This window comes from Enterococcus sp. FDAARGOS_553, from assembly GCF_003812305.1.
Lineage (GTDB): Bacteria > Bacillota > Bacilli > Lactobacillales > Enterococcaceae > Enterococcus_D > Enterococcus_D gallinarum.
On sequence record NZ_CP033740.1, the window covers coordinates 1,262,501 to 1,275,896 of the forward strand.

General features: G+C 42.4%; 11 protein-coding genes, 1 riboswitch and 1 other annotated feature. Of the genes, 6 read left to right on the forward strand and 5 right to left on the reverse strand.

The window, feature by feature from the left end:
* Positions 1-12 precede the first annotated feature (12 nt).
* Positions 13-95, forward strand: a riboswitch (SMK box riboswitch).
* The 3 genes from metK to EGX73_RS06590 all read left to right on the forward strand — a co-directional run bounded on the left by metK (position 93) and on the right by EGX73_RS06590 (position 3,608).
* Positions 93-1,277, forward strand: coding sequence for a methionine adenosyltransferase (metK, locus tag EGX73_RS06580; protein WP_003128403.1), 1,185 nt, complete (start codon positions 93-95; stop codon positions 1,275-1,277). Its footprint overlaps the riboswitch before it by 3 nt.
* Positions 1,278-1,344: 67 nt before the next feature.
* Positions 1,345-2,826, forward strand: a complete 1,482-nt coding sequence (locus EGX73_RS06585; RefSeq protein ID WP_003128404.1) for an MDR family MFS transporter — start codon at positions 1,345-1,347, stop codon at positions 2,824-2,826.
* A complete protein-coding gene (locus tag EGX73_RS06590; RefSeq protein ID WP_021149016.1) occupies positions 2,826-3,608 on the forward strand; it encodes an alpha/beta hydrolase family protein in 783 nt (260 codons plus the stop codon). Before EGX73_RS06585 ends, EGX73_RS06590 begins: the two co-directional genes overlap by 1 nt.
* Positions 3,609-3,632: 24 nt before the next feature.
* Here the strand turns inward: EGX73_RS06590 and EGX73_RS06595 are convergent, their stop codons facing one another.
* Genes EGX73_RS06595 through EGX73_RS06605 form a run of 3 tightly spaced genes read right to left on the reverse strand, consistent with a single transcriptional unit; the run spans position 3,633 to position 5,841 of the window.
* Complete coding sequence (locus tag EGX73_RS06595; protein ID WP_005472914.1) at positions 3,633-4,208, reverse strand: class I SAM-dependent methyltransferase; 576 nt, start codon at positions 4,206-4,208, stop codon at positions 3,633-3,635.
* Complete coding sequence (locus tag EGX73_RS06600) at positions 4,183-5,166, reverse strand: TIGR01212 family radical SAM protein (RefSeq protein WP_003128408.1); 984 nt, start codon at positions 5,164-5,166, stop codon at positions 4,183-4,185. Before EGX73_RS06600 ends, EGX73_RS06595 begins: the two co-directional genes overlap by 26 nt.
* Before the next feature lie 24 nt (positions 5,167-5,190).
* Complete coding sequence (locus EGX73_RS06605; protein WP_003128409.1) at positions 5,191-5,841, reverse strand: phosphatase PAP2 family protein; 651 nt, start codon at positions 5,839-5,841, stop codon at positions 5,191-5,193.
* 261 nt (positions 5,842-6,102) lie between these two features.
* Between EGX73_RS06605 and EGX73_RS06610 the strand changes: the two genes are divergently transcribed.
* Both EGX73_RS06610 and leuS read left to right on the forward strand, forming a co-directional pair.
* Positions 6,103-7,773 (forward strand): LysM peptidoglycan-binding domain-containing protein, encoded by a 1,671-nt coding sequence (locus EGX73_RS06610; protein ID WP_005472912.1) that lies wholly within the window; start codon positions 6,103-6,105, stop codon positions 7,771-7,773.
* A 44-nt stretch (positions 7,774-7,817) separates the two neighbouring features.
* Positions 7,818-8,044 (forward strand) — a binding site (T-box leader).
* An 88-nt stretch (positions 8,045-8,132) separates the two neighbouring features.
* Positions 8,133-10,547 (forward strand): leucine--tRNA ligase, encoded by a 2,415-nt coding sequence (leuS, locus tag EGX73_RS06615; RefSeq protein WP_003128411.1) that lies wholly within the window; start codon positions 8,133-8,135, stop codon positions 10,545-10,547.
* A 355-nt stretch (positions 10,548-10,902) separates the two neighbouring features.
* Here the strand turns inward: leuS and EGX73_RS06620 are convergent, their stop codons facing one another.
* A complete protein-coding gene (locus tag EGX73_RS06620; protein WP_003128412.1) occupies positions 10,903-11,133 on the reverse strand; it encodes a hypothetical protein in 231 nt (76 codons plus the stop codon).
* Between the two features lie 230 nt (positions 11,134-11,363).
* On the opposite strand from EGX73_RS06620, the gene EGX73_RS06625 reads away from it, so the two are divergent.
* Positions 11,364-11,663 carry a DUF5960 family protein gene (locus EGX73_RS06625; RefSeq protein WP_005472910.1) on the forward strand — a complete coding sequence of 100 codons (300 nt, stop codon included), beginning with the start codon at positions 11,364-11,366 and terminating at the stop codon, positions 11,661-11,663.
* Positions 11,664-11,803: 140 nt separating this feature from the next.
* Here EGX73_RS06625 and murE read toward each other — a convergent pair whose 3' ends face one another.
* Positions 11,804-13,318: a UDP-N-acetylmuramyl-tripeptide synthetase gene (gene murE, locus EGX73_RS06630; RefSeq protein WP_003128415.1), complete on the reverse strand. Its 1,515-nt coding sequence runs from the start codon at positions 13,316-13,318 to the stop codon at positions 11,804-11,806.
* Positions 13,319-13,396: the final 78 nt, after the last annotated feature.

A 13,396-nucleotide genomic window follows, 5' to 3' on the forward strand; every position in this document is an offset into this window, starting at 1 on the left:
TTGTTATAATCAGTCCGTTGCAAGTTCCCGAAAGGATTCGCAGCTGCGAAGATGCCTTGTAACCGAATCGAAATTTAGGGGGAATACAAAAAATGACAGAGAAACATTTATTTACTTCAGAATCTGTATCTGAAGGACATCCAGATAAAGTGGCTGATCAAATCAGTGATGCTATTTTAGATGCGCTGCTTGCTGAAGATCCAATGGCACGGGTTGCCTGCGAAACCTCGGTGACGACCGGATTAGTATTGGTTTTTGGCGAAATCTCGACAAGTGCCTATGTAGATATTCAAAAAATTGTTCGCGAAACCATCAAAGGAATCGGTTATACACGGGCAAAATTCGGCTTTGACGGTGACACTGTGGCGGTATTGGTAGCCATTGATGAACAATCACCTGATATTGCTCAAGGCGTTGACAATGCATTAGAAGTACGCGATGAAGCGAATGAAGAAGAAATCGGTGCCGGAGATCAAGGATTGATGTTTGGTTTTGCTGTTGATGAAACACCAGAATTGATGCCATTACCAATTGCATTGAGTCACCGTCTTGTTCGGCGATTAGCAGAACTGCGTAAAACGAATGAATTGACCTATTTGCGTCCTGACGCAAAATCCCAAGTAACTGTCGAGTATGATGATCAAGATCAGCCTCGTCGAGTGGATACAGTTGTTATCAGCACACAGCATGATGATGCAGTAGACAATGAAACGATTCGTCATGACGTTATTGAAAAAGTGATTAAAGAAGTGATACCAGCTTCTCTTTTAGACGATGAAACAAAATATTATATCAATCCGACAGGACGATTTGTCATCGGTGGGCCTCAAGGGGATGCCGGATTGACTGGTAGAAAAATCATCGTAGATACTTATGGTGGATATGCAAGACATGGCGGTGGCGCATTTTCTGGGAAAGATGCAACAAAAGTTGACCGTTCTGCTAGTTATGCTGCACGCTATATTGCTAAAAATATCGTTGCAGCGAAACTTGCCCGAAAGGTAGAGGTTCAGCTAGCTTATGCGATTGGTGTAGCACAACCTGTATCGATTCGAATTGATACGTTTGGAACCGGAAAAGTCAGTCAAGAGAAATTGATCCAAGCTGTAAGAGAGAATTTTGATCTGCGGCCAGCTGGAATTATAGAAATGTTGAATCTACGTCGTCCGATTTATCGTCAGACAGCGGCATATGGACATTTTGGTCGTACAGATATCGACTTGCCATGGGAACAAACAGATAAAGTGGATGCTTTATTGGCAAGTGTGAAGGAATAAAGAGGCGACCTCTGTTGATGTAAATCAATAGAGGTTCTTTTTTTTGACTTAGAAGAGGGGGAGAATGATGAAAACGAATGTGACACGTGTGACGATTGCTGTTTTTGTTGCAACATTTATGACGGCTATCGAAGGGACGATCATTACGACTGCTATGCCGACGATCGTTGGTTCTTTACACGGGATCGAGATCATGAATTGGGTTTTTTCGATTTACTTATTGACTAGTGCTATGTTGACACCCATTTACGGTAAACTTGCCGATACCATTGGTCGTAAACCGATTTTTTTATTTGGGACACTGCTCTTTATGATTGGTTCCGCACTCTGTGGCTTGTCAAACAGCATGCTGACACTCATCCTTTCGAGAGCTGTTCAAGGAATCGGGGCTGGTGCGATGATGCCTGTTGCATTGACGATCATCGCCGACTTGTACCCTGTAGAAAAGAGAGCGAAAGTCTTGGGTTTGAACAGTACTGCTTGGGGGATTGCTAGTGTCGTCGGTCCATTAGCTGGTGGTGTGATTGTTGATACAGTCGGTTGGCACTGGATCTTTTTTATTAATGTGCCGATTGGTGTGTTTCTTCTTGGCATGATTTGGTTTTATTTTCATGAAAACAAAAAGACGAAGAAATCTGAGAAAATGGATTTACTTGGTAGTTTTTTGATGATGGTCACATTAGTTTCTCTGCTTTTAGGGTTTCAGTTACTAGGCGATCAGGGGTTAAGTGTTGCTGTGGTAAGCTTACTGATTTTGACTATTGTAACATTCCTACTGTTTTATCGAGTAGAGAAAAAAGCAGCAGATCCATTAATTGATTTAGCGTTATTCCATTCTAGAACTTTTGTGGTAGTAAATATTGTCGCAGCACTAGCTAGCGGTTTTTTGATGGGTATCGATGTGTATATCCCAATGTGGATGCAAGGAGTCTTAGGAATGAGTGCAGGTATCGGTGGTCTTGTACTAGCACCGTTATCGATTTTATGGATGGTCGGCTCATTTCTAGCCAGCCGCTGGTTGCTGAAGCGGTCGGTTTCATGGGTCCTAACGGCTAGTCTATTAATTACGCTTGTTGGCGCAATCTGGCTTTTTATTACCCCAATGAAAACGTCTTTTCTCTGGTTTTTAGGAATCTCTTCAATTACCGGAATCGGATTGGGAGCGACGATGGTCGTTTGTACCGTGACTGCTCAAACCAGTGTTCCTCATTCACAAATTGGGGTAGCGACCTCCTTCAATACGCTATTAAGAACAATTGGTCAGACAATCATGGTTTCTGTTTTCGGGATCGTCTTGAATATCAGCAATAATTTTGGATTGAAAGAAGCAGGTATTCAAGATCAGGAAATCATGAATCGCTTAGTGGACCCAACTGCTGCTAAGAAACTTTCAACAGACATTCTGCTTCAATTACGAGGAATTTTGTACGATGGATTACATTGGGTATATGGATTAGGGTTGTTGCTGATTGTGCTTGCTTTGGTGTTTGCCCGTACAATTCGGCGAGAATCTGGTACAATGATAAAAAAAGAATCGCAGGTGATTTGATGGCTTTTATACAAGCAAATATCTATTCAAATGTTCTTGAAATGGAAGTAATGGTAAACGTGATTCTCCCCCAAACTACCATCAAAAAGGTAGGTACAACTACAAAAAATGATCAAAAAGAATTACCAGTTCTATATCTATTACATGGAATGGGCGGTAATCATAGTGTCTGGGAAAGACGAACTTCGATCGAGCGCTATGTGAGCGACTATCAAATGGCAGTGATCATGCCTTCGACTGATTTGGCTTGGTATACAGATACAACTTATGATATGAAGTACTGGACCTTTGTTGCAGAAGAGTTACCGCAAATCTGCCGAGAGCTGTTTCCTCAATTGAGCAGTGATCGGGAGAAGACATTTGCTGCTGGTCTATCTATGGGGGGCTATGGTGCTGTTAAGTTGGGTTTGCGTAAACCAGAGAGTTTTGCTGCCGTTGCCTCTTTGTCCGGGGCTTTAGCGATTGCTGAAAGCATGGATTCTCTTTTAAAGATTCGAAATACTTCTTACTGGGAAGGGATTTTTGGCCCATTGGATCAGTTTCAAGGTTCAGAGAATGATTTGATCCATTTGATCGATACGATTGATCCGCAAAAGGCACCGCGCTTTTATATTAGTTGTGGAACAGAAGACCAACTGTTTCCTGCAAGTGAATATGCAGTTGCAAAAATGCAGGAACGTGACTTGGCAGTGACATTTGAGTCTGGTTCCGGAGATCACGATTGGCAATTTTGGGATCAGTGGATCCAACGGGTATTAAACTGGCTCGTTGAAGGAAAATAAAAAACATCAGAGACCGAAGAATAGTCAACGGTTCTCTGATGTTTTTTTTCGTTCGATACAAAACAGGACTGGTGGTTGGTTGCGCTGATTGATGAATTGATAGGACAGCACGTTAAATTGCGCTTGTGGTAATTGACGACAAAAGCGATGAACAGCTTCTAACTCTTCAGGTCCGCCTTCGTGGCCATAATAGCATACAAGGATGATCCGACCGCAAGGAACAATACGTTGGATCAATGCTTGCAGTGCCTGTTCGGTCGTCTCAGGTAAAGTAATGATTTTTTTATCGCTCTTTGGTAAGTAACCTAGATTGAAAATAGCTGCATGAACGGCATCAGGGACGTAATCCGCTACTGTTTCATGTCCTTGGTGGATCAGTTCAACTTGCGGCAGGAGTCCTTTTGCTAACAAGCGTTCTTTTGTTGTTGTTACTGCTTGTTCCTGAATATCAAAGGCATAGACTTTGCCTTCAGGTCCGACTAGTGTTGCCAACAGCTCGGTATCATGGCCATTTCCCATGGTGGCATCAACTACGGTCTGTCCCGGTTTGACGACTTCTTGTAAAAGGGTGTGGCTATAACGCATGGCTGTTTGTAGCATAGATAGCCTCTTTTCTAACATCAAATTTTCCTTGATAGGAGTCGCGGCGCAACATTTCTTTATCGATCTCATTCAAGACTTCCCATTTTTTGAGACTCCACATAGGTCCAATCAAAGCATCCCAAGGAGCGTCACCTGTCAGACGATGAATGATGATCTCCGCAGGAATCATTTCTAGTTGGTCGCAAATCAAAGAGACATAAGTCTCTCTTTGCATCAACTGCAGCTTGCCTTCATGATAGTCCCGGAGCATGCGGGTATTTCGCATCAAATGCAAGAGATGGAGTTTGATCCCTTGAATATCTGAGTCCAAGATTGTTTTCCGCACATTTTCCCGCATCATTTCTAATGTTTCACCAGGGAGTCCATTGATCAAATGGGTACAAACCTGAATGCCATGTTTTCTCAATTTAGCGACACCATCAAGATATGTTTGATAATCATGCGCACGGTTGATTGCGTTGCTGGTGGTTTCAAAGGTTGTTTGTAACCCTAACTCCACCCACAAATAAAAGCGTTGGTTCAATTCAGCTAGATAGTCTACCACATCGTCTGGAAGACAGTCAGGACGTGTACCGATAGAAACACCAACGACACCTGGCATGGTCAAAACTTGTTCAAACCGCTCTCGAATGACTGCAGCTGGGGCATGGGTATTGGTGAAATTTTGGAAATAAACGATGTACTTATCGACATGAGGCCATTTTTTGTGCATCACATCGATTTCTTTATGAAATTGAACGGGCAGAGGGGCTTCAGGTGCAACGATCATGTCGCCTGAACCAGATACGCTGCAAAAGGTACAACCACCTTTTGCAACAGTACCATCTCGATTGGGACAGTCGAAGCCAGCATCGATCGGTACTTTAAATATTTTTTCACCAAATTCCTGACGCAATGCATAATTCCAAGAATGGTAACGTTTATGCTGATTTTCGGCATAGGGGAATGAATTCATGGATTTTACCTTCTTTTCTTTTTTCTAAGATTGTTTTTGTTGGAAACGCCAGACAAAACGCTTTTCTAAATAGTACGGATAGGTCAGTAACAGCCAAGAGAGTCCCACACAAAATCCGCCGAGTACGTCGCTAGGAAAGTGAACACCTAGATAGATCCGACTGATACCGATCAGAAAAATCAGTAAGCCAAGCAAGATTCTCATACCCCAGCGTAACGCTTGTGACTGGAAAAAGACAGGAATCAGCAAAAGTAAGGTTCCATAAAATACCATGCTGCCAGTGGAGTGTCCGCTAGGAAAACTAGAGCTTGTCTCCAACACTAAATGTTCCAGTGTAGGTCTTTCTCGCATAAAGAATAATTTAATCAACGGATTGAAGACCGCTGAGATGCCAATCGTACCGAAACTGAGCCACAGTGCTTCGGAATAGAAGCGATTGATAAGCAACACGACCAATACAACAATGAAAAGCAGTCCAATCGTTACTGGATTAGCAAACTTGGTCACCCATAGGAAAAAGTCAGTCAAAAAAGGATAACCGCTACGGATCAAACGAGTGCTACTTTCATCGAAAGGATTCAGCCAAGTTGGATAGAATTTGACAACATAGCCTAAAAAGGCAAAAAGCAGCAAAAAACAGCTGCCGGCGAATTGATAATACAGTTTTTTGTTCATAAAAATATCCTCATTTCTACAGGCAAACATAGTGAGTCTATTATACCATTTATCTTGGAGGGACAAAAGACAGTGGTGCAGGGGTGTTTCTTGAGGGACAATATTGTATAACAAGAAATTGTCGCTTACTTCTTCTTTCGAATAATGTACGTTAGATTACAAAGAGTTTACAGTTTGGCGAAAAGAAGGAAATAACTTTTATAAAATCTTAAGAAATTGTATACTAAACGTAGGAAAAAAATAGAAGACGGAGGAACGTTCATGAACATGAGTTTATCGCGCAAAGAGCGTCGCAGAGAAGGACAGTCCAGTGAATTTTATCAAACGATGAGAAAAAGTGCCGCTGTTGTAGGGACAACCATAACCGCTTGCTCAGTAGTAGCGCCTTTGCTGACTCCAGTTCAAGCGGATGCCGTAGAAAATACTGTGGTGAGAAGTAACTTTGCTGCACCTAATACAGCAGCATTCATTACAGAAATCGCAACTTATGCACAGCCTGTTGCCCAAGCAAATGATCTTTATGCTTCAGTCATGATCGCACAAGCCATTCTTGAAAGCGGCTGGGGAAGAAGTGCCCTGTCCCAATCACCTAACCATAATCTTTTTGGAATCAAGGGCAGTCATAATGGTCAGACAGTCTATATGAATACAGCAGAGTATTTAAACAATCAATGGTTGACTATGAAAGAACCCTTCAAAAAATACCCTTCTTACAAAGAATCTTTTGAAGACAACGCACGAACATTAAGAAATGTTTCGCTAGGAAACGGTAATTATTATTATGCAGGTGCTTGGAAGAGCAATACGTCTTCTTACCGTGATGCAACCCAATGGTTGACGGGGCGTTACGCAACAGCTCCCAACTATGCTTCTTCATTGAATACGGTGATACAGCAGTATGGCTTGACTAAATATGATACACCAGCTTCAGGCAATGCCGGTGGTGGAGCAACGGTCAGTACGCCTAATACCGCTACAAATCCTGTCAGCAAGCCAGCAGCGACATCGTCAGTTTCTTCTGGTAGTCAAGGCTATACAGTTGCGTCAGGGGATTCTGTCTGGGGAATCGCTAATAAATTCGGCATCACAATGGATCAGCTATGTAGCTGGAACAATATTCGCAATAATTTTATCTACCCAGGACAAAAACTGACGATCAATGGTGGTACTGCCAAACAAACGACGAATACAGGGACCATATCTACCACGACAGCAAGTGCTGGTAGTTATACTGTTGCTTCAGGGGACTCGGTTTGGAGTGTGGCGAACAAGCATAGTATCACGATGGACCAATTGCGCAACTGGAACAATATCAAAAATGACTTTATTTATCCTGGTCAACACTTAGTCGTAAAAAATGATACTGGGTCAAAAAGTCAGGCCAACAAGACTACAGCAATAAGTTCTGTAACCAATGCCGGTAGTTATACCGTTGCTTCAGGGGACTCGGTTTGGAGTGTGGCGAATAAGCATGGCATCACGATGGATCAATTGCGCAGCTGGAACAATATCAAAAATGACTTTATTTATCCTGGTCAACGCTTAGTCGTAAAAAATTCTGGAAATAAACAGACAAGTAGCCCGACCACAGCTTCTACGAGCATTTCTTCATCAGCTGGCAGTCAAAAGTATACAGTGGCGTCTGGGGACTCGGTTTGGTCGATTGCTAATAAATTTGGTATCACGATGGACCAATTCCGCAGTTGGAACAATATCAAAAATGATTACGTCTATCCTGGTCAAAGCGTACGGGTCAGCGGTACGGCAACGGCTGCGAATCAGACGGCAAGTACGAGCAACTATACCGTAGTATCTGGCGATTCTGTCTGGGGAATTGCGGATAAATTTGGTATTTCCAGAGATCAATTTATTCAATGGAATAACATTAAAGACAACTTTGTTTATCCTGGCCAAAGCGTTCGCGTAAAATAGATTGCTATTCCGCTGTTTTTTTGATAGGATAAGTGCAAAGAATCTTTCACATTTGAGAAGGAATAGTAGAAACGTGTTGGAATCAAGAGAGTGCATGGCTGGTGGAAATGCACAGAAGACCTTTCGAACTCGCCTTCAAGTGATATTTGACTGAAATGAGTGTTTCTCAGAACCGCTCAAAGTAGGCAGATACGGCGATGGTCGTTAACACATCGAGGTCTGTTTCATAACAGATAAAATTAGGTGGTACCACGTTTATAACGTCCTATAAAAATCAATAGTGATTTTTATAGGACTTTTTTTTAAGTTCTGCTGATTTTTGATCAAGTCAGAGCACCAATTTTTAGGAGGCGTCCATAGTGAACTACAATCACAAAGAAATTGAAAAAAAATGGCAAAAATATTGGGCTAAGAAAAATGAGTTCAATACCCACGATCAACCGGATAAACCAAAGTTTTATGCGTTAGACATGTTCCCATACCCTTCTGGACAAGGATTGCACGTAGGGCATCCAGAAGGATATACAGCGACGGATATTCTAAGCCGCTTCAAGCGCAGCCAAGGATTCAACGTTCTTCATCCCATGGGTTGGGATGCTTTTGGGTTGCCTGCTGAACAATATGCATTGGATACCGGGAATGATCCGGCCGAGTTTACGAAAAAAAATATTGAAACATTCCGTCGTCAAATCAATTCACTGGGGTTTAGTTACGATTGGAATCGTGAGATCAACACGACAGATCCTGAGTACTATAAATGGACGCAATGGATTTTTACCAAACTTTATGAAAAAGGATTGGCTTATGAAGCCGAGGTTCCTGTCAATTGGGTTCCAGAGTTAGGAACGGTTATCGCCAATGAAGAAGTGATCGATGGCAAAAGTGAACGCGGCGGCTACGATGTTATTCGCAAACCTATGCGTCAGTGGATGTTGAAGATCACGGCTTATGCGGATCGCTTGCTAGATGATCTAGAAGAAGTTGATTGGCCTGAGAGCATCAAAGAAATGCAGCGGAATTGGATCGGTCGTTCTGTGGGTGCCAATGTCACCTTCAAAGTAGCGGGTAGCGATGCAGCATTCACCGTCTTTACGACACGACCAGATACATTGTTCGGTGCCACTTATACGGTTTTGGCTCCTGAACATGAGTTGGTACAAGCCATCACTACACCGGAGCAAAAAGCAGCGGTTGAGGCATATGTTGCAGAAACAGCGAAGAAGTCCGATTTGAATCGGACCGATTTGTCTAAAGAAAAGACGGGTGTCTTCACAGGGGCCTATGCGGTCAATCCAGCGAATGGGAAAGAAGTGCCAATTTGGATTGCTGACTATGTGTTGGCTTCATATGGTACTGGTGCGATCATGGCTGTGCCAGCTCATGACGAACGTGACCATGAATTTGCAAAAGCTTTTGGGTTAGAAATCATTCCTGTTCTGGCTGGAGGAGACGTTGAAGAAGCTGCTTATACTGAAGACGGTCCTCATATCAATTCAGAGTTTCTGGATGGTCTAGATAAAGAAGCAGCAATTGAAAAAATGAACCACTGGTTAGAAGAACAAGGAGTCGGTAAAAAAGAAATCAGCTACCGTCTGCGAGACTGGCTGTTTTCTCGGCAGCGTTACTGGGGTGAGCCTATCCCGATCATTCATTGGGAAGACGGTACTACAACCACTCTTCCGGAAGATCAATTGCCACTACGCTTGCCAAAAACCGATAATATCAAGCCAAGTGGTACAGGTGAATCGCCATTGGCGAATGTCAGCGAGTGGGTCAATGTCGTTGATCCAGAAACAGGCATGAAGGGACGTCGTGAAACGAATACGATGCCACAATGGGCGGGGAGCTCTTGGTACTTCTTGCGGTTTATCGACCCTCACAATAAAAATCGCTTAGCCGATTTTGACAAATTGAAACGCTGGTTACCAGTAGATATCTATATCGGTGGGGCAGAACATGCGGTGCTTCATTTACTTTATGCTCGTTTCTGGCATAAGTTCCTTTATGATCTTGGTGTCGTACCGACAAAAGAACCATTCCAGAAATTATTCAATCAAGGGATGATCCTTGGGGAAAACAATGAAAAAATGTCGAAGTCTCGCGGAAACGTCGTAAATCCGGATGATGTCATCGAACAATACGGAGCAGATACACTGCGCATGTATGAAATGTTCATGGGTCCATTAGATGCATCGATCGCATGGAATGAAAACGGCTTGGAAGGCAGCCGTAAATTCCTAGACCGCGTCTGGCGTTTGATCGTGGATGAAAATGGCAAAATGCGTGATCGAATTACTACATTCAATGATGGCAAACTAAGTAAAGTTTACAACCAAACAGTTAAAAAAGTTACCGAAGATTTTGAACAGCTTCATTTCAACACGGCTATTTCACAGCTGATGGTCTTTGTGAACGAAGCATATAAGTCCGATGCACTACCATATGAATATGTTGCTGGATTTGTCCAATTGTTGGCACCGATTGCCCCTCATATCGGTGAAGAACTATGGGCAATTCTCGGAAATAAAGAGGGCATCTCTTATGTGCCATGGCCAACTTATGATGAAAGTGCGCTAGTCGAAGATGAAATCGAAGTGGTATTCCAAGTGAACGGCAAAGTTCGGGCAAAAGCCAAAGTTCCTGCGGATGCAGACAAAGCGACGCTCGAACAGTTAGCTCAATCAAATGAACTGGTAAAAGAACAATTGAATGGAAAAACGATTCGCAAAATCATCGTTGTACCAAATAAATTAGTCAATATCGTCGCTAATTAATTGAAAAGAGGGACTGTGCCATAAGTCTCCTACAAGTAAAACTATCCGAACATTAACTATTATTGCTCCTGCGGTGCAGGGACTCCTCGTCGCAAAAGTCAGAGGAATCTATCCTAGCAATAGACTATTATTCGGTTTAACTTGTTGGATGATGACTTATGGCACAGTCCCTCTAAACATGTCTAAACGGTCGGAGCAGATGCAACTCCGAGAAATAAGTCGAAATACCCAAAAATTTGAAAAGCAATTTCTGTGTATTCCTCCTTATTTCTCGGAGTTTAACACTTCTGTCCCCGCTTTTTTTGTACAAAAAAGCAGCGGTTCAGCTGATGCAAACATCAACTGCCGCTGCATACTATTTTTTGCGAATAATGCCGTAAAACAATACAGCTGTAGCCACTAATGGAATGAAGATCACCAATAGAAAGCCATTTGGATATGTTGCGCGAGTGAAGATTTCTGTGGAAGTATCATTTGTGCCGATCAAGTGGTTTGCTACTAAAAATTGTCCGACCAATGCGATCATTGCTAGAAAACCTACTGTTGCCCCTGTTCCAAAGAAGATTTTTTTCTTTGTGCTGTTCATTGCGTCTGCCCCTTTAATATTCTCTATGTCCCATTATACAAAAAATGAAAAAGTCTTCAATGCGATTTTGTCAAATCATTGATTCGTAATACACTTGAAATGAATTTGACATATTTTTCTAGTCAGCTGACTCTTTCTAAGTGAAACGGCAATCAAATCATTCGCTGAACTAAGAGGGGTCTCGTATAATAGAATTAACGCAAATGAAAGCGCAGAAAGAAGGAATAAAAATGGACTATCAATCTTTTGAAGGTCAAGAGGCTTTTTTCAATGATTATCAACGAGTAGCAAAAGCAGGTTACCAAGAAGAAGAAGTGATCGATGACGTGCTGGAACAGCTGAATCAGCAATTGACTGCGGACCAGCTAATTTACCGAGTGGAAGCGGAAAAAACGAAAGACGGCGAAGTCTTTCTGTTTCCTTTCAGCAAATTCATGTATACCGAAGATTTGGACGCAGCAATCTCGACAGAATTTCGCTATGATGGTGCTCCTTATGTCTATGAAACCTATGAGGATGAACAACCATAATTTTCAGCAAGGTATTTAAATCAAGAACTTTTTAAGAGGCATTTGCATAGACACAAAAATAAACACCCAAAGGATGACCCGCTTGATGCTGTCATTCTTTGGGTGTTTGTTGTTAACGGATAGGTGAGGCAATGAAAAAATCAAAGCAAACGCTGAGCGATTTGCAAATCACCTTCATAAGGTTCTTTTTGACCATTGACTTTCAAATATTGCTCAGCGCCTTTACCAGCTAGAATCACGATATCTTGACTAGCGGCTTCAGCAACCGCTGATTGGACCGCAAGGCTGCGGTCCATCTGTTCTTCAATAATGACAGTAGGTGCAGTGATCGCAGCGGCTATCTCGGCAGCGATAGCACGAGGATCCTCAAAGTTAGGGTCATCAGAAGTTAAATAGACTTTATCTGCATACTCAGAAAGCGCTCGACCCATGTCAGGACGTCGTGATTCTGCTTTGCCGCCGGCACTGCCGGTCACAAAAATCAGCCGTCCTTTTGGCCGCAATGTATGGGCTAGCTCACTCAGTGACTTAAAGCTTAAGTAGTTGTGGGCATAATCAACGATGATTAATGCGCCATTTTGTTTTTCCAGAACGATCATTCGTCCTGGAATCGTTACATTAGGCAAGACAGATTGTGCTTCTTCTTGGGTAGCTCCCGCAAGACAAGCAGCAACGATTGCAGCAGTAGCATTGTCGTGATTGAATTCTCCTAGCAAAGCCAACTGATAGTCGCCATTCACAAGAAGAATATCTTTTTCAGAATGGATGCGGAATGATTTAGGATCGCCCGATTCCGCTGGTAATACTTGATAATCTCCATCGCATTGGCCATAGGTGATCAATGGTACTTGATGAGCAGCACAAGTTTCTTTTAATAGTTCAAAATAATCGCTTTGTCGGTTAATGATCATTTGTTTACTATTGTGGATCAACTCGCGTTTGCAGAAAAGATAATCATCAAAGTCCGGATGTTCTACTGGACCGATATGATCGGGCGAAATATTTAGAAAGATTCCAATTTCATAAGTGATCCCAGAGACACGTTTGGTTTTATAAGCTTGGGAAGAGACTTCCATTACTAGATGTGTCATACCATTAGCGACTGCTTCGGCCATCATAGCATACAAGTCTAACGTTTCCGGAGTCGTCAAAACTGCTTCCTGATAGTTCTTTCCGTCAACAGTATTTTCTTCAGAGGAGAAAAAAGCTACTTTCTGATTGGTTGTTTTGGCTAAAATCTCCCGCACAAAATAAGCACAGCTCGTTTTGCCTTTTGTTCCTGTGATTCCAATTTTAAACAGCTGATCTTGCGGATTGTTGTAAAAAGCCTGGGCAATACAAGCCATGGCTGCTCGGATATCTGTAACGATGATGCCATAGGCGGAACAATTTTCATAAGGGTGTTCCGAAACATAACATTGAAGACCCTGAGCAACGGCACTTTCCAAATAGCTTTCTTTGAACGCGGCACCTTTACAGAAGAATAGCGTATTTGCGTCTGTCTGACGCGAATCATAACTTAATGAGGTAAAGATCAAGTCGTTCATTTCTTGTGGAACGGTATAATGCCATTCTTGGCCGATAAACTCTTTTAATAGATTTGCTTCGATCAACAACCCGCGGATCTGATGGGGGGTAATGGTAAGTAGTGACATCTTGGTTCTCCTCGTTTCAAAAAGTTTAGTTTATTATAGCATATTCAGGCAAATCGAATGGAAGACAGCATGCGATTG